Origin of the sequence: Streptomyces sp. NPDC020422 (genome assembly GCF_044386705.1) — a bacterium.
In the GTDB taxonomy this organism is placed as follows: Bacteria; Actinomycetota; Actinomycetes; order Streptomycetales; family Streptomycetaceae; genus Streptomyces.
Map to the genome: position 1 here is coordinate 482,434 of NZ_JBIRVJ010000003.1, position 22,108 is coordinate 504,541.

The following is a 22,108-nucleotide window of genomic DNA, read 5'->3' on the forward strand; positions in this document are numbered from 1 at the left end:
CCGGGGGAGGTCCGCGGGGAGTCCGGGGGACCCGACCGGGTGAGCGGGCCCGGCGGGCTCCGGCGCCTCCCGGGAGGGCCCGCGGGCCGGTCCGGGCGCCCGGTACGGGCAAACCGTTTCACGGGCAGCGGTGCGGGCCCCATAGGATTGGGCCAACACCATCAAGCTCACCCCTGAGGATCCGCATGCCTGGCATCACGCGCGAGGAGGTCGCCCACCTCGCTCGGCTGGCGCGTCTGGAACTCGCCGACGAAGAGCTCGACCACTTCGCCGGCCAGCTCGACGACATCATCGGCGCGGTCGCCCGCGTTTCCGAGGTCGCCGACCAAGACGTTCCGCCGACCTCCCACCCGCTGCCGCTGACCAACGTCATGCGCGCGGACGAGGTCCGTCCGTCGCTCACCCCCGAGCAGGCGCTCTCCGGCGCCCCGGCCCAGGAGCAGCAGCGTTTCAAGGTGCCGCAGATCCTGGGGGAGGACTAAGAAGTCATGACGGACAACAGCATCATCATCAAGCTCACCGCCGCGGAGATCGCGGCGAAGATCGCCTCCGGCGAGCTCACCGCCGTCCAGGTGACCGAGGCCCACCTGGCCCGGATCGAGGCCGTCGACGAGAAGGTCCACGCCTTCCTGCACGTCGACCGCGAGGGCGCCCTGGCCCAGGCCCGCGCCGTGGACGAGAAGCGCGCCCGCGGCGAGAAGCTGGGTCCGCTGGCCGGTGTCCCGCTCGCCCTGAAGGACATCTTCACCACCGTGGGCATCCCCACGACGGTCGGCTCCAAGATGCTCGAGGGCTGGATCCCGCCCTACGACGCGACCCTGGTCAAGCGGCTGAAGGCCGCCGACGTGGTCATCCTGGGCAAGACCAACATGGACGAGTTCGCCATGGGCTCCTCCACGGAGAACAGCGCGTACGGTCCGACCGGCAACCCCTGGGACCTCACCCGGATCCCCGGCGGCTCCGGCGGTGGCTCCTCGGCCGCCCTCGCCGCGTACCAGGCCCCGCTCGCCATCGGCACGGACACCGGCGGCTCCATCCGCCAGCCCGCCGCCGTCACCGGCACCGTCGGCGTCAAGCCGACCTACGGCGCGGTCTCCCGCTACGGCATGGTGGCCTTCTCCTCCTCGCTCGACCAGGGCGGCCCCTGTGCCCGTACGGTCCTCGACGCGGCCCTGCTGCACGAGGCCATCGCCGGCCACGACCCGCTCGACTCGACCTCCATCGACGCCCCGGTCCCGCCGGTCGTCGAGGCGGCCCGCAACGGCTCCGTCGCCGGGATGCGCGTCGGCATCGTCAAGCAGTTCCGCGGCGAGGGCTACCAGGCCGGCGTCCTGCAGCGCTTCGACGAGTCCGTCGAGCTGCTGAAGTCGCTGGGCGCCGAGGTCGTGGAGCTCGACTGCCCCACCTTCGACCTCGCGCTCTCCGCGTACTACCTGATCGCGCCGTCGGAGTGCTCCTCCAACCTCGCCCGCTTCGACGGTCTGCGCTACGGCCTGCGGGCCGGCGACGACGGCACCCGCTCCGCCGAGGAGGTCACCGCGCTCACCCGCGAGGCCGGCTTCGGGCCCGAGGTCAAGCGCCGCATCATCCTCGGTACGTACGCGCTGAGCTCCGGCTACTACGACGCCTGGTTCGGCTCGGCCCAGAAGGTCCGTACGCTCATCACCCGCGAGTTCGAGGCGGCCTTCGAGCAGGTCGACGTGATCGTCTCCCCGACGACCCCGACCACCGCCTTCGCGATCGGCGAGCGCGCCGACGACCCGATGGCGATGTACCTCGCGGACCTGTGCACCATCCCGACCAACCTGGCCGGCAACGCCGCCATGTCGCTGCCCTGCGGCCTCGCGCCGGAGGACGGTCTGCCGGTCGGCCTGCAGATCATCGCCCCCGCCCTGAAGGACGACCGGCTCTACAAGGTCGGTGCCGCCGTCGAGGCCGCCTTCGTGGAAAAGTGGGGACACCCGCTGCTCGAGGAGGCTCCGTCGCTGTGAGTACCAGTGCACTGCAGAAGGCCAAGGGCTTCAAGAAGTCCAAGACCGGTACGTACCTGTCGATGGGCACCACGGCGTTCGGCGCCATCAGCGTGCTGAAGCAGGTCAAGAGGGCCCGCTCGGAGCACGACACGCTCCAGCTGGTCGACGCCGTCGTGTCCGCCGCCGCCATCGTCACCGGCCTCGCGATCCTGTACCGCGAGCTGAAGCGCCTCGGCGACGACGACGTCCTGCTGGGCTGAGAGGGAAGTTCCACCGTGACTGTCACTGAACTGCTGTCGTACGAAGCGGCGCTCGCCGAGTACGACCCCGTCATGGGCCTCGAGGTCCATGTCGAGCTGGGCACCAAGACCAAGATGTTCTGCGGTTGCTCGACCGAGCTCGGCCAGGACGCCAACACGCAGACCTGCCCGACCTGCCTCGGCCTGCCCGGCGCGCTGCCGGTCGTCAACGCGGTCGGCGTCGAGTCCGCCATCAAGATCGGCCTCGCGCTGAACTGCGAGATCGCCGAGTGGTGCCGCTTCGCCCGGAAGAACTACTTCTATCCGGACATGCCGAAGAACTTCCAGACCTCCCAGTACGACGAGCCCATCGCCTTCGACGGCTACCTGGACGTCCAGCTGGAGGACGGCGAGATCTTCCGCGTGGAGATCGAGCGCGCCCACATGGAGGAGGACACCGGCAAGTCCACCCACATCGGTGGCGCGACCGGCCGCATCCACGGCGCCTCGCACTCGCTGCTCGACTACAACCGGGCCGGCATCCCGCTCATCGAGATCGTCACCAAGCCGATCGTCGGTGCGGGCGAGCGCGCTCCCGAGGTCGCCAAGGCCTACGTGGCCGAGCTGCGCGAGCTGATCAAGGCCCTGGGCGTCTCCGAGGCGCGCATGGACAAGGGCCAGATGCGCTGCGACGTCAACCTGTCGCTGATGCCGAAGGGTTCCAGCACCTTCGGTACGCGTTCGGAGACGAAGAACGTCAACTCGCTGCGCTCCGTGGAGCGTGCGGCGCGCTTCGAGATCCAGCGCCACGCGGCGGTCCTGGAGTCCGGCGGCTCGATCCTGCAGGAGACCCGTCACTTCCACGAGGACGACGGCTCCACCACCTCCGGCCGCATCAAGGACAACGCCGAGGACTACCGCTACTTCCCCGAGCCGGACCTGGTCCCGGTCGCCCCGGCCCGTGCCTGGGTCGAGGAGCTGCGGGCGGCCCTGCCCGAGCTGCCGCGGGTGCGCCGCAACCGGCTGCGCGAGGAGTGGGGCGTGTCCGAGCTGGACATGCAGTCCATCCTCAACGCGGGCGCGGTCGACCCGATCGTCGCCACGATCGAGGCGGGCGCCGACGCGGCGTCGGCCCGCAAGTGGTGGATGGGCGAGCTGGCCCGTAACGCCAACGAGCGGGGCGTCGCGCTCGACGAGCTCCCGATCACCCCGGCGGACGTCGCCCGCGTGTCGGCCCTGGTCGCCTCCGGCGACCTGAACGACAAGCTGGCCCGCCAGGTCATCGAGGGCGTCCTCGCCGGCGAGGGCACCCCGGACGAGGTCGTCGAGAAGCGCGGCCTGAAGGTCGTCTCGGACGACAGCGCGCTCGGTGCGGCGGTCGACGAGGCCATCGCGGGCAACGCGGCCATCGCCGACAAGATCCGCGGCGGCAAGGTCGCGGCGGTCGGCGCCCTGGTCGGCGCGGTCATGAAGGCCACCCGTGGCCAGGCCGACGCGGCTCGGGTGAAGGACCTCATCCTGGAGAGGCTGGGCGTCAGCGAGGGCTGACCCCGCCTTTCCGTACGGACACCAGGGCGCCTCGCCCGGAGCCACGGCTCCGGGCGAGGCGCCCTGTCGTGTGCGGAGGGTCCGCCGATATCATCACGCGGTTCAGCAGATGATCTTCACGTCGACGGGGGAACGCATGTACGCCTCTCGCAGAGCCCTGGCACTCGTGGCCACGGCCTGTCTCTCGCTCATAGGCCTCCAGGCCGGGCCACTGGCCGCCGGGGCGGCCGCCGCCACGGACAGCGGTCGGTTCCAGGGCGTCAACTGGGCCGACCCCAGGGACAACTACGCGAGCGACGAGCTGGTCCTGTCCGGTCTGTCGAAGACCGACGACTTCCCGACCACGTACGCCAAGTCCGCCGCGATCGTCGGCCAGTTCCAGAGCAAGTTCGGCGTCAACACCGTCCGGATGCCCGTGAACCCGGCCACCGTCAACGGCCCCTACTGGCAGTCGTACACGGGCGCCATCGACGCGGCCGTGCACAAGGGCGCCAAGGTCCTGCTGGGCTACTGGGAGGCCCCCGAGACCAAGGACGGCCGGATCGACGACCAGACGGCCTACGACGCCATGTGGTCGACGATCCTCGCCAAGTACGGCGACAACCGCCAGGTCTACTTCGAGCCGATGAACGAGCCGTTCGGCTACACCGCGGCCCAGTGGACCGACGTCGCCGCCCGCTGGCTCGCCGACCACGGGCAGTACATCGCCCGTGAGCGGGTCTTCGTGGGCGGCTCCGGCTACAGCGATGACGTGCGCCCGGTGTGCGCCGACTCCCGGCTGTCCGGCACCCACCTCTCGCTGCACCACTACGGCTTCTGGCACAGCGACTGGAAGGACCGCGCCCAGTGGGCGTCCGACCTGCGCACCAAGGTCGGCACCTGCGCGTCCCGCACGGTCCTCACCGAGTTCGGCGCCGACCTGCACTCCGGCCTCGACTACAACGGCCCGACCAACGGCTCCCACGAGATCGCCTACCTCCAGGGCGACACGGACACGCTGCGCGAGCTCGGCATGGGCTCGGTCTACTGGCCGGGGCTGCGCACCGGTGACTGGTACAGCCTCACCGAGCTCCAGGGCACCGGCACGGACCTGACCCTGCGCACCACCAACCAGTCCGCCGCCGACCGGCTCGCCTGGGCCTGGTTCGGCCAGGGCAGGCCGGCCGTCTCGAACGGCGTGCTGCGCGGCGTGGGCTCCGGCCACTGCCTGGACGTGCCCGGCGCCTCCCAGCAGGCCGGCAGCTCGCTGATCATCTGGTGGTGCACCGCGGGCTCGGCCAACCAGCAGTGGGCGTACACCCCCGAGAAGGAGCTGCGCGTCTACGGGAACATGTGCCTGGACGCCGACCACGGCACCCGTGCGCTGATCATCTGGTACTGCAACGGCGGCGCGAACCAGAAGTGGACCTTCAACGCCGACGGCACGGTCACCAACCAGCAGAACGGTCTCAACCTGGACGTCTCCGGCGAGGCCACGGCCGCCGGCAGCCAGGTCGCGCTCTGGTACGGCAACGCCAAGCCGAACCAGCTGTGGCAGCGCTCCTGACCCCGGCCGGCCCCGTGCCTCAGTGAACGAACGCGGGCTTCTCCGCGGGCCTCAGCCCGCGGCGGAGCCCGCGCCGCATGAGCCGTCCCATCGGGCGCTCCACCCAGCGGTGGATCGCGTACGAGAGCAGCAGCACCGAGGCCGTGGTGATCGCCAGGGTGCCCCAGTGGCCGAGCGCCGGGACGTGGTGGGTGAGCCCCTTGGCGAACGGGATGCCGATGCTCACGTGGAGCAGGTAGAACGGGTAGGTGAGCGCGCCGGCGGTGACCAGCCAGCGGTGGCGCACATGGCGCAGCGGGCCGAGGGTGGCCAGCATCAGCACCCCGAGGAACGCGGTGAGGAGCAGGGCGCTCAGGGTCCAGGAGACGGTGTTCCGGGTGCCGGACGTGGCGAGGTGCCAGTCCACCCGGATCTGGAGCACGCTGAGCTGGTAGGCCCAGGCGAGGCCCATCATCGTCCACAGCATGAGGTTCTGCCCGAAGCGGCACATGAGGTAGAGCACGATGCCGGCCACGAACAGGCCCGCGTAGGTGCTCAGCACGAACTGGTCGAGCAGGGCGATCTTCTGGGAGTGGGTGACGAAGGCGGCCACCAGCCAGACGGTGCAGAAGCCCAGCATCCGCTCGTAGGTCGCGCCGAACCTCAGCACGAGGACCATGAGCAGATAGAAGCGTGCCTCCACGTCCAGCGTCCAGGCGACGCCGTTGAGCAGGTCGGCCTTGAGCGGCAGGGGGAACATCGTCAGGTTCGCGACGAGCTCCCGGGGGTGCAGCATGACCCGCGGGTCCTCCGACTGCAGGGGGATCAGCGCGACCCGTACGACGATCAGCAGCATCACGAACCAGTACGCCGGGAAGAGCCGGGAGATCCGGGAGACGGCGAACTCGCCGGGGGTGCGGCCCCAGGCGCTCATGCAGATCACGAAGCCGCTGATCAGGAAGAACATCTCGACGCCGAGCCAGCCGTACATGGCGGCCCGGTGCACGAGGTACGCGAAGACCTTCGGCGACTCGCCCCAGGTGCCGAGCTTCGGGGTGCCCAGGAAGTGGAACGCGGCGACCGTCAGCGCGGCGACCAGACGCAGCCCGTCGACCACCGCGAGACGCGGCGGCCCGGCCTTCCCCGCCCGCTCCGGACGCGGCCGGCGGGGTCCGTCCGACGTCCCGGAGGCTCTGCCCCGGGTGTGCTCGTCGACGGCCACCGGTCGCTCGGATATGTGTGGTGCGGTCATGTGCTCCCCAAAAGTCGATTGCCCCCGTACGACCCGCGACCCCTTCGAATGGTTGCCCGAGGAATCGAAAGGAGTGGGACCTCCGGCCCGGTCTCCCGGACACTCCGGCCCACTGCCCCCGGACACTCCGGCCCACTGCCCCCGGACACTCCGGCCCACTGCCCCCGGACACTCCGTCCCACTGCCCCCGGACACTCCGTCCCGCATCTCCTCGGACACTCTGTGAGGATCGCCACGAAACGGGCAAACGATCACGTTTGGCTGTAACAGTGGGGCGCGAGACCGATCCACGCAGGGAGCACGTCCTTTGGCAGCCATCGCACGGTGGTGCATCAAGCACCGCCTCGTCGCCGTTCTGCTCTGGCTCCTCGCCCTCGGCGGGGTCGTCACCGGAGCGGCGGTCGCCGGAAGCGCGTACTCCAACGACTACGAGGTCCCCGGCACCGAGTCCGGCCGCGCCACCGCGCTGCTCGAGCGGGGCTTCCACGGCGCCGGCGGCGACAGCGACACCATCGTCTGGCACACCGACCGGGGCAGCGTCCGCGCCGACGCCGTCGAACAGCGGATGACCGGCATGCTCGACAAGGTCGCGGACCTCCCCGGCGTGGCCTCCGTCACCTCCCCGTACGGCTCCGCCCAGGGCATGATCAGCGAGGACGGGCACACCGCCTACGCGACGGTCGCCTTCGACGCGCAGGCCGACGACATCCCCCAGAGCCAGGCCCAGGCCCTCGTCGACACCGCGAAGGCCGCCGCGACCGACGACGTGCAGGTCGCCCTCGGCGGCAGCGCCGTCGCCCTCACCGAGGCCCCCGGCGGACACATCGCCGAGGTCGTCGGCGTGGTCGTCGCCGCCGTCGTCCTCTTCCTCGCCTTCGGCTCGCTCGCCGCCTCCGTGCTCCCCATCGCGACCGCCCTGGTCAGCGTCGGCACCGCCTACTCCGGCATCGTGCTCCTCGGCCACCTCATGACGGTCGCCGACTTCGCCCCCATGCTCGGCATGCTCATCGGACTCGGCGTCGGCATCGACTACGCGCTGTTCATCGTCACCCGGCACCGCAAGGGCCTCAAACGAGGCCTGTCCGTGCCCGAAGCCGCGCAGATCGCCGTCGCCACCACCGGCCGGGCCGTGGTCTTCGCGGGCGCCACCGTCTGCATCGCGCTGCTCGGCATGCTGATCCTGCGACTCGGCTTCCTCAACGGCGTCGCCATCGCCGCCTCCCTCACCGTCGTGCTCACGGTCGCGGCCTCCGTGACCCTGCTGCCCGCGCTGCTCTCCCTCATCGGCATGCGCGCCCTCAGCCGCAAGGAGCGCCGCCGGCTCGCCGAGCACGGCCCCCAGCCCGAGCTGCCCACCGGCTTCGCCGCCCGCTGGTCCGCCTTCGTCGAGCGCCACCCCAAGCTGCTCGGAGTGGTCGCCGCCGTCGTCATGGCGGTGCTCGCCCTGCCGACCCTCTCCCTCCACCTCGGCACCTCCGACCAGGGCAACAACCCGGCCACCGCCACCACCCGGCAGGCCTACGACCTGCTCGCCGACGGCTTCGGGCCCGGGGTCAACGGGCCGCTCACCCTCGTCGCCTCGCTCGACGGCGCCGACGACAAGGTCGCCCTGAACGAGCTGCCCGCCACGCTCGCGCACACCCGCGGCGTCGAGTCGGTCTCCCCGGTCACGTACAACGGCACCGGCGACACCGCCGTCCTCACCGTCGTCCCCGACTCCTCGCCCCAGTCGAAGGCCACCAGCGAGCTCGTCGACCGGCTCCGCGACGACGTCCTGCCGGCCGCGTCCGACGGCACCTCGCTCCAGGTCCACGTCGGCGGCGTCACCGCCTCCTACGACGACTTCGCCGCGATCATCGTCGGCAAGCTGCCCCTCTTCGTCGGCGTCGTCATCGCCCTCGGCTGCGTCCTGCTGCTGCTCGCCTTCCGCTCGATCGGCATCCCGCTCAAGGCCGCCGCGATGAACGTCGCCGCCGTCGCCTCCGCCTTCGGCGTCGTCGTCGCGATCTTCCAGTGGGGCTGGGGCAGCGAGCTCCTCGGCCTCGGCAGCGCCGGGCCGATCGAGCCCTTCCTGCCCGTGATCATGGTCTCGGTGCTCTTCGGGCTCTCCATGGACTACCAGGTCTTCCTGGTCAGCCGGATGTACGAGGAGTGGCTGGAGACCGGCGACAACCGGCGGGCGGTCCGGGTCGGCCTCGCCGAGACCAGCCGCGTGATCAACTCCGCGGCGGTCATCATGATCTCCGTCTTCCTCGCCTTCGTCCTCTCCGGCGACCGGGTCATCGCGATGTTCGGCATCGCGCTCGCCGCCGCCGTCGCCCTCGACGCCTTCGTCCTGCGCACCCTCCTGGTCCCCGCCCTCATGCACATGCTCGGCAGCGCCAACTGGTGGCTGCCGCGCTGGCTCGACCGGCGGCTGCCGCGGATCAGCATCGAGCCCCCGGAGTGCCGGGCCGCCGCCGACGCCCGCGACGCCGCCCCCGGCCATGCGAAGATCCCCTCGCAACGAGTGACGGTTCCGCAGGCCGAGGAGAACGACGATGTTCGCGATATCGCTGGGTGACGACGGCGCCGAGCTGACCCCGCTGGAGCCCTGGCAGGCCGAGGAGTTCCTCGCCCACATGGAACGCGGCCGGGAGTTCATCGGCGCCCACGTCGGCCTGGCCGACGCCGTCGGCGACCTCGAAGCCGCCCGCCGCTTCCTCACCTCGTACGCCGACAAGACCGCCCGCGACGCCGGCCGGCTCTACGGCATCCGGGTCGACGGGACGCTCGTCGGCGGCGTCATGTTCCGGATCTTCGACACCGAGGCCGAGATGGCCGAGGCGGGCTGCTGGGTCGAGCCCGGATACAGCGGCCGGGGCCTGGTCACCCGCGCCTGCCGGGTCATCATCGACTGGGCGATCGAACAGCGCGGCATCCACCGCGTCGAGTGGCACGTCTCCTCCGCCAACGCCCCCAGCATCGCCGTCGCCCGCCGCCTCGGCATGAGCCGGGACGGCGTCCTGCGCGAGAGCTACCCCTACCGGGGCAAGCGCGCCGACATGGAGGTCTGGTCCGTCCTGGCCCCCGAATGGCGCGCCGCCAAGGCCGACCGGGCCGTCTGAGGCACCGCCCCGGGCTCCCTAAGGACCCCGGGGCGTCGCCTAAGGACCCCCGGGCGCCGAACATCCGGCACTCTCCCCATGTGGCCGCACCCCCTGGCCGAGGAAAGTAGAGGCATCGCAAGGAGCGATGACCGGAAATCCCCAGGGAGAACACGATGTTCGAGTACGAACTCCACCGCATCCACCACGCCGAACTCCTCCGCGAGGCCGCCGCCGAGCGTCTGGCGCACGAGGCCGCGGATGCCGCCAAGGGCCGCCGCCGGGCCGGGAAGCAGGAACCCGAGGGGCGGGTGGGCGGCGACCGGAACCGCTTCGCACGGGCCGCGTGACCCCCGTATGAGCGAGACGACGGACGCCTGTGCGATGCTCGGCGCCGTGGAGACCAGGTCAGTCAGCCCCGTCTTCGTCGGCCGGGCCGGCGAACTCACCGCCCTCACCGAGGCGCTCTCCCGCGCGACCGCGGGAGAGCCCCAGGCCCTGCTCGTCGGCGGCGAGGCGGGCGTCGGGAAGACCCGCCTCATCGAGGAGTTCACCGAGCGCGCCGAGCGTCAGGGCGCGGTCGTCGCCCTCGGCGGCTGCGTCGAGATCGGCGCCGACGGACTGCCCTTCGCGCCCTTCTCCACCGCCCTGCGCGCACTGCACCGGCGCCTCCCCGAGGAGCTGGCCGCGGCCGCCGACGGGCACGAGGGCGAACTCGCCCGGCTGCTGCCCGAGTTCGGCGACCTCGGCCGCCACGAGCCGGCCGCCGAGGACGCCACCGCCCGTCTCTTCGAGCTGACCGTACGGCTCCTGGAGCGCATCGCCGCCGAGCGCACCGTCGTCCTGGTCCTGGAGGACCTGCACTGGGCCGACGCCTCCACCCGGCACCTGCTCGCCTATCTCTTCCGCACCCTGCACCGCGGCCGCATCGTGGTCGTCGCCACCTACCGCGCCGACGACATCCACCGCCGCCACCCGCTGCGCCCGCTCCTCGCCGAACTGGACCGGCTGCGCTCCGTCCAGCGCATCGAGCTCGCCCGCTTCACCCGCGTCGAGGTGCACCGCCAGCTCACCGGCATCCTCGCCGCCGAACCCGACCCGCTCCTCCTCGACGAGGTCTTCGGGCGCTCCGACGGCAACGCCTTCTTCGTCGAGGAGCTCATCGCCTCCCACGAGTGCGGCACCGCCCTCGGCTCCCTCAGCGAATCCCTCCGCGACCTGCTGCTCGTCCGCGTCGAGGCGCTGTCCGAGGACGCCCAGCGGGTCGTCCGCATCGTCGCCGAGGGCGGCTCCACCGTCGAGTACGACCTGCTCGCCGCCGTCGCCCGGCTCTCCGACGACGAGCTCATCGAGGCCCTGCGCGCCGCCGTCGGCGCCAACATCCTGCTCGCCGCCCCCGACGGCGACGGCTACCGCTTCCGCCACTCCCTCGTCCGCGAGGCCGTCAGCGACGACCTGCTGCCCGGCGAGCGCTCCCGCCTCAACCGCCGCTACGCCGAGGCCCTGGAGAACGACCCCGGCCTCGTCCGCGCCGACGCCCGCGCCAACCGGCTCGCCACGTACTGGTACCACGCCCACGACGCCGCCCGCGCCCTGCCGGCCGTGCTGCGCGCCTCCGTCGAGACCCGCAAGCGCTACGCCTACGCCGAGCAACTGCGCCTGCTCGAACGCGCCATGGAGCTCTGGGACGACGCCCCCGCCGAGGTCCGCCGCGGTCTGCGCCCGCTGGACTACGCCGAGGCCTATCCCGCCTGCGGCTGCGACCCCGACACCCCGCTCAGCTACCTCGACCTGCTCGCCGAGGCCGCCGTCGCCGCCCGGCTCTGCGGCGAACGCGAACGCGCCCTGAAGATCGGCAAGATGGCCCACCGGCTGCTCGACGGCGCCGAGGAGAACGACCCGCTGCGCGCCGCCTGGTTCTGGGTCGAGCGGGCCCGGCTCCAGTCCAACCTGGCCCGCGGCGACGGCTGGGAGGAGATCGCCCGCGCCCAGGACCTCGTCCGCGGCCTGCCGCCGTCCGCCGTCCACGCCGTGGTGCTCGCCTTCGCCGCCGGCTGGGGCATGCTCCGCAACCCCGGCGCCGACGCGCTCGCCGCCGCCGAGCGGGCCGTCGAGTACGCCCGCCTGGTCAGGGCCGAGGCGACCGAACTCTCCGCCCGGCTCACCCTCGGCACCATCATGGTCTCCGCCGGGGACACCGAGAGCGGGCTCGCCGAGATGCGCGAGGTCGGCGAACGGACCCTGGCCCTCGGCCAGTTCCACGAGGCCGCCCGGGCCGCGGTGAACATCTCCTCCGCCCTGGAGGGCCTCGGCCGCTCCCGCGAGTCCGTGGAGGTCGCGACCACCGGGATCGCCATGGCCCGCTCCCACGGCCTGGTCGACAGCGCCGGCTGGATCCGCGCCAACCTCGCCGAGTCGCTGCTGTCGCTCGGCGAGTGGGAGCGGGGCCAGGAGGAGTGCGAAGTGCTGCTGCGCACCGGCGCCGCCGGCACCAAGCCGGGCGGCACCGCGCTGCTCCAGCTCGCCCATCTCGCCCTGTGGCGCGGCGAACCGGCCCTGGCCGCCACCCGCCTCGCCGAGGCCGCCGCCCGCTACGGCAGCCGCGACCCGATCCCGCAGTACACGCTGCCGATGACGCACGTGAGGACCGCCATCGCCGCCGCCGAGGGCCGCCTCGCCGACGTACGCGCGGAGCTCGCCGCCCTGGCCGCCTCCGGCTTCCCGGCCGGCACCCACCGCTACGGCTGGCCGCTCGTCCTCGTCGCGGCCACCGCGGAGGCCGACGCCCGGGGCCTGCCGGCCGCCGCCGAGGGCCGCGCCGCCGCCCTCGACGCGATCCGCCGCTGCGTACGCTCGCTGGCCATCCCGGCGCCCCTGTGGCAGGCCCACTCGCTCCAGGTCTCCGCCGAGCTGGCCCGCGCCGAGGGCCGGGACACCGCCGAACGCCGGGCGGAGGTCGTCGCCGCCTTCGCCCCGCTCGACCGCCCCCACGAGCTGGCCAGGGCCCGGCACCGGCTCGCCGACGCCCTGCTCGCCGAGGGCGGCCACCGCGAGGAGGCCGCCGCCCTGCTGCGCGAGGCCCACGCCACCGCCGTCCGCCTGGGGGCCCACCCGCTGCGCGAGGACGTCGAGCTGCTGGCGGCCCGCGCCCGCCTCACCCTGCTCGCCCCCGCGGGGGAACCGGACCCGGCGGGACCGGAGATCGGAAACGACCCCGCCGAGGCCTCCGAGGTCTTCGGCCTCACCCCGCGCGAGCAGGACGTGCTGCGCCTGGTCGCGGAGGGGCGCACCAACCGCCAGATCGCCGAGGAGCTCTTCATCTCACCGAAGACGGCGAGCGTCCACGTCTCCAACATCCTCGCCAAGCTGAACGTCACCGGCCGCGGCGAGGCCGCCGCACTGGCCCACCGCCTGCGGCTCCTGGAGCCGCAGCCCTAGGCCGTCCCGGTCCCGTCCCGGTCGTCCGCCGCGGAGGAGGGCTCCTCGGCGGCGCCGGGTATGCGGATCACGACCTTGCCCGAGGCCAGGTCTATCGGGCCCTTGTGCGGGTCGCCGTCGCCCAGGTCCTCCCTGGTCAGGGCGAGCCGCTGCCGCTCGTCGTCGGTGTGCTTGCGACCCGGTGCGAACAGCTCTTCCATCAGGTTGAACATCCGCCTCGCCTTCCTAGCCGACCTCCAGCCGGAGGATCATGTCGTCACCGGGCCCGGGCGTCCCCCGGGTGTCGGTCTCACTGGTCACCAGCCAGAGCCGGGCGCCGCCCCCGGTCGCCAGGACCGTGCGCAGCCGCCCGTACTCACCTCTCAGGAACGCCTCCGGGTCCCCGGAACGTTCCGCTCCGGAGAGCGGGATGCGCCACAGGCGCTCGCCCCTGAGCCCGGCCATCCAGATCGCGCCCCGTGCGAACGCGATCCCGCTGGGCGAGGCCTCGCCGGTGCGCCACTGGGCCACCGGGTCCGTGAACCCGGCCCGGCCCGCGCGCCCCTCCACCACCGGCCAGCCGTAGTCGCCGCCGGGGCGGATCAGGTTGAGCTCGTCCCAGGTGTCCTGCCCGAACTCGGAGGCCCAGAGGCGTCCGGCCGGGTCCCAGGCGAGGCCCTGCACGTTCCGGTGCCCGTACGAGTAGACCACGGAGCCCGGGAAGGGGTTCCCCGGCGCCGGCCTGCCCTCCGGGGTCATGCGCAGGATCTTCCCGCCGAGCGAGCCCCGGTCCTGGGCGAGTCCCGTCCTGCCCGTCTCGCCCGTCCCCGCGTACAGCATCCCGTCCGGGCCGAAGGCGATCCGGCCGCCGTTGTGGATCACCCCCTTGGGGATGCCGGTCAGCACCGGCTCGGGCGGGCCGAGCCGGTCGCCGGGGCCGCCCCCGTACGGCATGCGGACGATCCTGTTGTCCGTCGCCGAGGTCAGATACGCGTACAGCCGGCCGTCCCGCACGGCGATCCCGAGGAGGCCGCCCTCACCGCCCGGCACCACCCCGGGCACCTCGCCCAGCGGGGTCTTCCGCCCGGTCCGCGCGTCGATCCGGGTGACGGTCCGCTCGTCGCGCGAGGAGACCAGCAGGTCCCCGCCGGGCAGCTCGGCGAGCCCCCAGGGCGACCGCAGGCCCTGGGTGAGCACACCCGCGACGCGCGGCGCCCCGGCCGGTGCGGACGGCGCCGGAGAGGCCGACGCGGCGGGCGGCGACGACGGGCGCCCCGGGTCCCCGTCCGGCGGCGACCCGCACCCGCCGGCCAGCAGCAGCACGGCGGCGGCGCCCGCCACGCCTCCCACGACGACCCGGTCTCGGCCTCGGCCCATGGTCCCGATCCCTTCCGGCGGCCCCAGCGGCGGTCTCCCCCTTGATACTCCTCCGAGGCTCCTCTGGTTCCCGCTCCCGCGCCGGGTATGTCAGTCCCACGACCCCCGCGGCGCCGGCAGCGCGGCGATCTCCGCCAGGTCCGCCGCGGTGAGCGCGAGCTCGGCCGCGCGCGCGTTCTCCACGGCCCAGCGCTCCCGCTTCGCGCCCGGGATCGGCACCACGTGCCGCCCGCGCGCCAGCACCCACGCCAGCGCCACCTGCGCGGGGGTGACCCCGTCGCCGTGCCGGGCCGCCACCCGCCGCAGCCCCGCGATCAGCGGCTGGTTGGCCGCCATCATCTCGGCCGTGAACCGCGGATGCCTGGCCCGTGGGTCGTCCTCCTCGAATCCGCCGCCCGGCGTGAGCGTCCCGGTCAGATAGCCGCTGCCCAGCGGCATCGCGGCGAGGAAGCCCACCCCCCGCGCCTCGCACCAGGGCAGCAGCCGCTCCAGCGCCTCCGGCGACCACACCGACAGCTCGGCCTCGACCGTCGCCACGGGGAAGACCTGCTGGACCCGCTCCAGCTGCCGGATCGTTCCCTCGTAGCCACCGCCCGCCCGGCCGCGCCGGGTCGCCCGGGCGCCCACCGCGCACAGCCCGAGCGCCCGCACCTTGCCCGCCCGGACCAGCTCGGCCATCGCGCCCCAGGTCTCCTCCACCGGGACCTCCGGATCGGCCCGGTGCAGCTGGTAGAGGTCGATCACGTCCGTCTGGAGCCGCCGCAGCGAGGCGTCGCAGGCCCTGCGCACGTACCCGGGGCGCCCGTTGGCCACGATGTGCTGGTCGCCGGCGAGCAGCCCGACCTTCGTCGACACGAAGACGTCCGCCCGGCGCTCCTTCAACACCCGCCCCAGCAGCAGCTCGTTGGTGAACGGCCCGTACATGTCGGCGGTGTCGAGCAGGCTCGTCCCGGCGTCCAGCGCCGCGTGCACCGTCCGCAAGGAGCGGTCGCCCCGCTGCTGCGAACTGCTGTACGCCCAGCTCATCGGCATGCATCCGAGGCCCACCGCACCCACATCGAGCGCCGTCGCCCCGATCGTCCTGCGCTCCACCTGCCGGTACCCCTCCCTGTGCCGCCCCCCAAACTAACCAATCGCGCGCGGGATCCATCGCATAGCCTCCCGGTCATGACGTTCGATGACACCGCCGCTGACGTGTGGCTTCCGATTCCCGCGGACGAGATCGCGGGACTTCCCGAGCCGGGCGAGTCGGGGCTGAACTACCGCTTCTGGGACGGCGGGCCGGAGTTCCCCGCCGATCCCGCGCGCTGCGCCTTCTACGTCGTGCCCTACATGAAGGGCGAGGAGATCGCGGTGCGCCCGCTCGCCGGGATGACCTCGGTGCGCGCCGTACAGACGCTCTCCGCCGGCATCGACCATGTGACCCCCGGCCTCGGCGCGCTGCGCCCCGGCGTCCGGCTGTGCAACGCCAGGGGCGTGCACGAGGCCAGCACCGCCGAGCTGACCCTCGCCCTGATCCTCGCCTCGCTGCGCGGCATCCCCGGCTTCGTCCGCGGCCAGGACGCGGAGGAGTGGCGGGCCGGCTTCTACCCGGCGCTCGCCGACAAGTCCGTGCTGATCGTCGGGTACGGGTCGATCGGCGCCGCCATCGAGGACCGGCTCGCCCCCTTCGAGTGCGCGCGGGTCGTGCGCGTCGCGCGCTCGGCGCGTGCCACCGAGCGCGGTCCCGTACACCCGCTGACCGAACTGCCCGCGCTGCTGCCCGAGGCCGACGTGGTCGTGCTCTCCACGCCCCTCACTCCCCAGACCCGGCACCTCGCCGACGCCGGCTTCCTCGCCCGGATGAAGGACGGCGCCCTGCTGGTCAACGTGGCCCGCGGGCCGGTGGTGGACACGGCCGCGCTCCTGAAGGAGACGGAGAGCGGCCGGATCACCGCCGCCCTCGACGTCACCGACCCGGAGCCGCTGCCGGCCGGTCACCCCCTGTGGCACGCTCCCGGTGTTCTGGTCAGTCCCCATGTCGGCGGCTCCACCTCGGCGTTCATGCCGCGCGCGAAGCGGCTGCTCGCCGCGCAGCTCACCCGCTTCGCGGCCGGGGAGGAGCTGGCCAACGTCGTTCTGACCACCTGACGCGCGCGCCCCCGGTGCGCGCCGGTCGCGAGCCCCCTGCCCGTCACGGAGAGTACTGCGACCCTGTCCCTGAGTGACGATCCTGGTGTATCGTCCCGGAGCGGGGGACTGCGTCGAGTACGGGCAGACGCTGGGGAGCAAAGTGACGGGTCATCAGATTCCGAGGGGGGCGACGGATGAAGTACGTCCGAACGACCGCCGATCCGACGCGGCGGGTCCGCCGACGACCCTCCCGCGTATCACCCCCGCCCCGCCGGACCAGCCGGTCTCCGATCGGCCGACCCCGGCCGGGGTCGGCGCGGACACCCCCACCCACGCCACGGCCGGCGCCGGCGCCCACGCCGTCCCCGTGCCCCGCGGGGGTGACGCACCGGTCGCGCCACGGAGCGGCCGGCCCGCGTCGGCGGACGCCGAAGGGCCCGCGGCTCCCGCGGCCCCGAAGCGCCCGGCAGTGGACGGCGACGGCGACGGTGCCGCCCCGCACCCCGACGCGAGCGCCGGGGGTTCCTGCGGGCACGCCGTGCCGCGTCCGGACGGCGCGGCCGACGCCCTCGCCGGCCCCCACGCCCACGCGCACCCGGGCGAGAGCCCGGAGGATCCGGTGAGCACCCCCGGGGCGCTCGTCCGGCCCCGCCCCGTGCGGGACACGGCCGGGGTGCGGCCCGGCCCCGGCCTGCCCGCCCCCGGTCCGGGGCGCCCGGGACCCGGGGCCGGGGGAGTGCTCGCCCAGATCGGGCTCGGCCTGATCTCCGGGGGGTACGCGACCGGCGCCGCCCTCGGCTGGGGCTCCGAGGAACTCGCGCTCGTCATGGGCGACTTCGGGCTGAGCGCCGCCGCGCTCGCCGCCGCCGTCTCCTGCTTCCTCTACGCCCGGCGCCACCTCGGCAGCTTCCGCCCCGCCTGGCTGCTCTTCGCCTTCTCCTCCTTCATGGCCTCCGTCGGCAACGGCGTCTGGGGGTGGTACGAGGTCGTGCTCGACCGCGAGGTGCCCACCCCCTCGCTGGCCGACCTCTGCTTCCTGCTCTTCGCCCCGCCCGCCATCGTCGGTCTGCTCGTCCTCGCCAAGAAACCCGTGACCCGGGCCGGCTGGATCTGCCTCGCACTCGACGCCTGGCTCATCGGCGGCTCCCTGCTCACCCTGTCCTGGAGCCTCGCCCTCGCGCACACCGCGCGCGTCGAGACGGCCGAGGGCGAGAGCGTGGCCCGTGCCGCGCTCTCCCTGGCGTATCCGCTGCTCGACATCGTCCTCGTCAGCATGGTCCTGGCGCTCCACTTCCGCCGCTCCCACGCCAACCGCTCGGCGGTCAACACCGCCATCGCGGCCCTGGCGCTCACCGTGCTGTGCGACGCCCTGTTCACCTCGCCGCTGCTGCGCGAGCACTACAGCTCCGGCCAGCTGCTCGACGCGGGCTGGTTCGCCGGCTCCCTGCTGCTCGCCTACGCGCCCTGGGGAGCGCGCCGCACCGCCGACCCGGCGGCCGCCACACGGGCCAGGCATCCGCACAGCCGCCCCCTCGCCGGGTCGCTCGCCGCCCTCACCCCGTATCTCGCCGCCGCGGTCTGCACCCTCGGCATCCTGTACAACGTCGTCGAGGGACGCAGAGTGGATCGCGTGGTCGTCTTCACTGGCTGCACGGTCGTGCTCGCCCTGGTCCTGCGGCAGGGCATCATGCTGCTCGACAACATCGCCCTCACCCACGAACTGGCCCAGAAGGAGAACCACTTCCGGTCCCTCGTGCAGGGTTCGAGCGACGTCATCATGATCGCCGCGCCCACCGGCATACTCCGCTACGTCAGCCCGGCCGCCTCCGGGGTCTACGGCCGCGAGGCGGAGGACCTGATCGGCTCCGAGCTGGCCTCCCTCATCCACCCCGAGGACCTGGGCGGCGTCGTCCACGAGGTGCGCCGCTTCCTCGCCGCGTCGCCCTCCGAGGAGCCCACCACCCGGATCGAGTGCCGCTTCCGCTCCGGCCGGGGCGACTGGCTCAACGTGGAGTCCACGGTCAACCGGCACCAGGGCGGCCTGATCTTCAACAGCCGGGACGTCACCGAGCGCGTCCGGCTCCAGGCCCAGCTCCGGCACAACGCCGAGCACGACCCGCTCACCGACCTGCCCAACCGGGCCCTGTTCACCGAGCGGGTCAGGAACGCCCTCAGCGGCCGCCGTTCCTCCGACCCCGGCACCGCCGTGCTCTTCATCGACCTCGACGGCTTCAAGGGCGTCAACGACCGCCTCGGGCACCAGGCGGGCGACGAGCTGCTCATCCAGGCCGCCCGCCGCCTCCAGGACTCCGTACGGGCCGGGGACACCGCCGCCCGGCTCGGCGGGGACGAGTTCGCCGCGCTCATCCTCGGCGACGGCAACCGGGACCGGGCCGCCCGCGAGTGCCAGGTGCACGAGATCGCCGACCGGCTGCGCGTGACGCTCTCCCAGCCGTACCGCGTCGACGGCGCCAACGAGGTCCGGGTCGCCGCCTCCATCGGCGTCGCCTTCGCCGAGCCCGGCATCAGCGCCGGGGACCTGCTGCGCAACGCCGACCTCGCCATGTACCGGGCCAAGGCCGGCGGCAAGGACCGCGTCGAGCTCTACGCCCCGCAGATGCAGGCCGAGGTCGTCCGCCGCACCGAGCTCGCCGCCCGACTGCGCACCGCCCTGCACGACGGCGAGTTCGCCCTGCTGCACCAGCCCGTGGTGGACCTGAGCACCGGCCGGATCGCCGCCGTAGCCGCCCAGGCCCGCTGGCGTTCCGCCCAGGGCATCCTGTTCACGCCGGCCGAGTTCCTGCGGGTCTCCGACGACAGCGAGCGGATCGCCGAGCTCGGGCGCTGGCTCCTGGAGGAGGCCGTCGAGCAGGCCGCCGAGCGGGCCGGCATCGGCCACCGCACCCCGGTCACCATCCGGCTCTCCGCGCGCCTGCTGCTCGACCGCTCCCTGCCGCTCGGCTCCGTCGAGTCCCTGCTGACCCGGCACGGCCTGCCCTCCGGCTCCCTGATCATCGAGCTGGCCGAAAGCGACCCCCGGGACCCCCGGGTCTCCTTCGAGGAGCTGGAGCAGCGGCTCGCCGCGCTGCGCCGCCTCGGGGTGAAGATCGCCCTGGACGGATTCGGCAGCGGACACGCCGCCATCACCGCGCTGCGCCGGCTGCCCGTCGACATACTGAAGCTGGACCGGGGCCTGGTCGAGGGAGTGGTGGAATCGGCCAGACTGCGCAAGATCACCAGCGGTCTGCTGCGGATCGCCGGCGATCTCGGCATGCAGTCCGTGGCCGACGGGGTGGACGTGCCCGAGCAGGTGCTCGCCCTGCGCTCCATGGGCTGCACCCATGGTCAGGGCATGGCCTTCTCCGGCCCGCTCGACGAGTACCGGCTGCGCCGGGCCCTGGTGCGGGACGAGTACCCGCTGCCCGGAGCCGTCTCGGTGAGCGTCGGAAACCGTCCCCCGTTCCGCTCAAATAGTGAGACGCCCGTCCCACCCACTTGACAGTGAATGCGCGTCGGGGGGAGGGTCAGTGCCATGCGCACCCGAATTCTCGTACTTGGAAAGCGCGTCGGCTGAGGCAGGCCAAGAGAAGGCCGCCTAAAACGCTCCCGACGCGCTCCCCTCGCTTGCCTCCCGGCACGAGGGGTTTTTTGTTGCACCGGATCCCCCCGAAGTCGTACCAAACCCTCGCAAAAACCCTCTGCTTCGAGAAGAGAATGCTGATGACCGAGCAGGCCACCGGGCACCATCCGCAGCCGCGGCCCCGTAGCGGCGCGCAGCCCGCCACCACCGTCGAGCACGTCACGGGTGCGCAGTCCCTCATCCGCTCTCTCGAGGAAGTGGGCGCCGACACGATCTTCGGCATTCCGGGCGGAGCGATCCTGCCGGCGTACGACCCGATGATGGACTCGAAGCGAGTGCGCCACGTCCTGGTCCGCCACGAGCAGGGCGCCGGCCACGCCGCGACCGGCTACGCGCAGGCCACCGGCAAGGTGGGCGTCTGCATGGCGACCTCGGGTCCCGGTGCCACCAACCTGGTCACGCCGATCGCCGACGCGCACATGGACTCCGTCCCGCTGGTCGCGATCACCGGCCAGGTGTCCTCCAAGGCGATCGGCACGGACGCCTTCCAGGAGGCGGACATCTGCGGCATCACGATGCCGATCACCAAGCACAACTTCCTGGTGACCAAGGCCGAGGACATCCCGCGGACGATCGCCGAGGCCTTCCACATCGCGTCCACCGGCCGTCCCGGCCCGGTCCTGGTCGACATCTCGAAGGACGCCCTCCAGGCGAAGACCACCTTCAGCTGGCCGCCCGCCACGGACCTGCCGGGCTACCGCCCGGTCACCAAGCCGCACGCCAAGCAGATCCGCGAGGCCGCCAAGCTGATCACCGGCGCCAAGCGTCCGGTCCTGTACGTCGGCGGCGGCGTCCTGAAGGCCGGCGCCACCGCCGAGCTGAAGGTCCTCGCCGAGCTCACCGGCGCCCCGGTCACCACCACCCTGATGGCCCTGGGCGCGTTCCCCGACAGCCACCCGCTGCACGTGGGAATGCCGGGCATGCACGGTGCGGTCACCGCCGTCACCGCGCTGCAGAAGGCCGACCTGATCGTCGCCCTCGGAGCCCGCTTCGACGACCGCGTCACCGGCAAGCTGGACAGCTTCGCCCCGTACGCCAAGATCGTCCACGCCGACATCGACCCGGCCGAGATCGGCAAGAACCGCACCGCCGACGTCCCGATCGTCGGCGACGCCCGCGAGGTCATCGCCGACCTGGTCCAGGCAGTCCAGGCCGAGCACAGCGAGGGCCACAAGGGCGACTACACCGCCTGGTGGAGCGACCTCAACCGCTGGCGCGAGACCTACCCGCTCGGCTACGACCTGCCGGAGGACGGCAGCCTCTCGCCGCAGCAGGTCATCCAGCGGATCGGCGAGCTCGCCCCCGCCGACACCATCTACGCGGCCGGCGTCGGCCAGCACCAGATGTGGGCCGCCCACTTCATCAACTACGAGAAGCCGGCGACCTGGCTCAACTCCGGCGGCGCCGGGACGATGGGCTACGCGGTCCCCGCCGCGATGGGCGCCAAGGCCGGCCGGCCGGAGCGCACGGTCTGGGCGATCGACGGCGACGGCTGCTTCCAGATGACCAACCAGGAACTGGTCACCTGCGCGCTGAACAACATCCCGATCAAGGTCGCCATCATCAACAACGGCGCCCTCGGCATGGTCCGCCAGTGGCAGACGCTGTTCTACAACCAGCGCTACTCCAACACCGTGCTGCACTCCGGCCCGGACGACGTCAACCCGGAGGCGCGGGGCACCCGCATCCCGGACTTCGTCAAGCTCTCCGAGGCCATGGGCTGTGTCGCACTGCGCTGCGAGGACCCTGCCGACCTGGACAGGGTCATCGAGCAGGCCAACGCCATCAACGACCGCCCGGTCGTGATCGACTTCATCGTCCACGAGGACGCCCAGGTCTGGCCGATGGTCGCCGCCGGCACCTCCAACGACGAGGTCATGGCCGCCCGGGGCGTCCGCCCCGACTTCGGCGACGGCGAAGACGACTGAGACGAAGAGCT

16 protein-coding genes are annotated in these 22,108 nt (G+C 72.8%); 12 read left to right on the top strand and 4 right to left on the bottom strand.

The features are described from left to right. The first annotated feature begins 185 nt into the window (after nt 1-185). From gatC to ACH414_RS09640, 5 genes are all read left to right on the top strand, one after another. Nucleotides 186-482 carry an Asp-tRNA(Asn)/Glu-tRNA(Gln) amidotransferase subunit GatC gene (gene gatC, locus ACH414_RS09620; RefSeq protein ID WP_046905390.1) on the top strand — a complete coding sequence of 99 codons (297 nt, stop codon included), beginning with the start codon at nt 186-188 and terminating at the stop codon, nt 480-482. Nucleotides 483-488: 6 nt separating this feature from the next. Beyond that, a complete protein-coding gene (gene gatA, locus ACH414_RS09625) occupies nt 489-1,991 on the top strand; it encodes an Asp-tRNA(Asn)/Glu-tRNA(Gln) amidotransferase subunit GatA (protein WP_382538205.1) in 1,503 nt (500 codons plus the stop codon). Then, nucleotides 1,988-2,233, top strand: coding sequence for a hypothetical protein (locus ACH414_RS09630; protein WP_382538208.1), 246 nt, complete (start codon nt 1,988-1,990; stop codon nt 2,231-2,233). Before gatA ends, ACH414_RS09630 begins: the two co-directional genes overlap by 4 nt. Nucleotides 2,234-2,248: 15 nt before the next feature. Next, complete coding sequence (gatB, locus tag ACH414_RS09635; protein WP_382538211.1) at nt 2,249-3,760, top strand: Asp-tRNA(Asn)/Glu-tRNA(Gln) amidotransferase subunit GatB; 1,512 nt, start codon at nt 2,249-2,251, stop codon at nt 3,758-3,760. Nucleotides 3,761-3,896: 136 nt separating this feature from the next. Beyond that, nucleotides 3,897-5,306 carry a ricin-type beta-trefoil lectin domain protein gene (locus ACH414_RS09640; protein WP_382538214.1) on the top strand — a complete coding sequence of 470 codons (1,410 nt, stop codon included), beginning with the start codon at nt 3,897-3,899 and terminating at the stop codon, nt 5,304-5,306. Nucleotides 5,307-5,325: 19 nt separating this feature from the next. Here the strand turns inward: ACH414_RS09640 and ACH414_RS09645 are convergent, their stop codons facing one another. Beyond that, nucleotides 5,326-6,537, bottom strand: a complete 1,212-nt coding sequence (locus tag ACH414_RS09645) for an acyltransferase family protein (protein WP_382538217.1) — start codon at nt 6,535-6,537, stop codon at nt 5,326-5,328. Between the two features lie 307 nt (nt 6,538-6,844). On the opposite strand from ACH414_RS09645, the gene ACH414_RS09650 reads away from it, so the two are divergent. The 4 genes from ACH414_RS09650 (at nt 6,845) to ACH414_RS09665 (ending at nt 13,061) form a co-directional block, all read left to right on the top strand. Then, nucleotides 6,845-9,100 (top strand): MMPL family transporter, encoded by a 2,256-nt coding sequence (locus ACH414_RS09650; protein ID WP_382538221.1) that lies wholly within the window; start codon nt 6,845-6,847, stop codon nt 9,098-9,100. Further along, nucleotides 9,078-9,644 (top strand): GNAT family N-acetyltransferase, encoded by a 567-nt coding sequence (locus ACH414_RS09655; RefSeq protein ID WP_382538223.1) that lies wholly within the window; start codon nt 9,078-9,080, stop codon nt 9,642-9,644. Before ACH414_RS09650 ends, ACH414_RS09655 begins: the two co-directional genes overlap by 23 nt. Before the next feature lie 155 nt (nt 9,645-9,799). Continuing rightward, a complete protein-coding gene (locus ACH414_RS09660) occupies nt 9,800-9,973 on the top strand; it encodes a hypothetical protein (protein WP_382538225.1) in 174 nt (57 codons plus the stop codon). Between the two features lie 7 nt (nt 9,974-9,980). After that, nucleotides 9,981-13,061, top strand: a complete 3,081-nt coding sequence (locus ACH414_RS09665) for a BREX system ATP-binding domain-containing protein (RefSeq protein WP_398941393.1) — start codon at nt 9,981-9,983, stop codon at nt 13,059-13,061. On the opposite strand, the gene ACH414_RS09670 is transcribed toward ACH414_RS09665, so the two are convergent. The 3 genes from ACH414_RS09670 to ACH414_RS09680 all read right to left on the bottom strand — a co-directional run bounded on the left by ACH414_RS09670 (nt 13,058) and on the right by ACH414_RS09680 (nt 15,509). Next, complete coding sequence (locus tag ACH414_RS09670; RefSeq protein WP_382538230.1) at nt 13,058-13,273, bottom strand: DUF6191 domain-containing protein; 216 nt, start codon at nt 13,271-13,273, stop codon at nt 13,058-13,060. The two genes, ACH414_RS09665 and ACH414_RS09670, sit on opposite strands and share 4 nt — an antisense overlap. Before the next feature lie 13 nt (nt 13,274-13,286). Beyond that, a complete protein-coding gene (locus ACH414_RS09675) occupies nt 13,287-14,417 on the bottom strand; it encodes a PQQ-dependent sugar dehydrogenase (RefSeq protein WP_398941395.1) in 1,131 nt (376 codons plus the stop codon). 90 nt (nt 14,418-14,507) lie between these two features. Further along, nucleotides 14,508-15,509 carry an aldo/keto reductase gene (locus ACH414_RS09680; protein WP_382538235.1) on the bottom strand — a complete coding sequence of 334 codons (1,002 nt, stop codon included), beginning with the start codon at nt 15,507-15,509 and terminating at the stop codon, nt 14,508-14,510. Nucleotides 15,510-15,584: 75 nt separating this feature from the next. Between ACH414_RS09680 and ACH414_RS09685 the strand changes: the two genes are divergently transcribed. The 3 genes from ACH414_RS09685 to ACH414_RS09695 all read left to right on the top strand — a co-directional run bounded on the left by ACH414_RS09685 (nt 15,585) and on the right by ACH414_RS09695 (nt 22,097). Beyond that, nucleotides 15,585-16,547, top strand: a complete 963-nt coding sequence (locus tag ACH414_RS09685; RefSeq protein ID WP_382538237.1) for a 2-hydroxyacid dehydrogenase — start codon at nt 15,585-15,587, stop codon at nt 16,545-16,547. A gap of 718 nt (nt 16,548-17,265) precedes the next feature. Next, complete coding sequence (locus tag ACH414_RS09690) at nt 17,266-20,028, top strand: putative bifunctional diguanylate cyclase/phosphodiesterase (RefSeq protein ID WP_398941513.1); 2,763 nt, start codon at nt 17,266-17,268, stop codon at nt 20,026-20,028. A 215-nt stretch (nt 20,029-20,243) separates the two neighbouring features. Continuing rightward, nucleotides 20,244-22,097 carry an acetolactate synthase large subunit gene (locus ACH414_RS09695; protein ID WP_398941397.1) on the top strand — a complete coding sequence of 618 codons (1,854 nt, stop codon included), beginning with the start codon at nt 20,244-20,246 and terminating at the stop codon, nt 22,095-22,097. Nucleotides 22,098-22,108 lie beyond the last annotated feature (11 nt).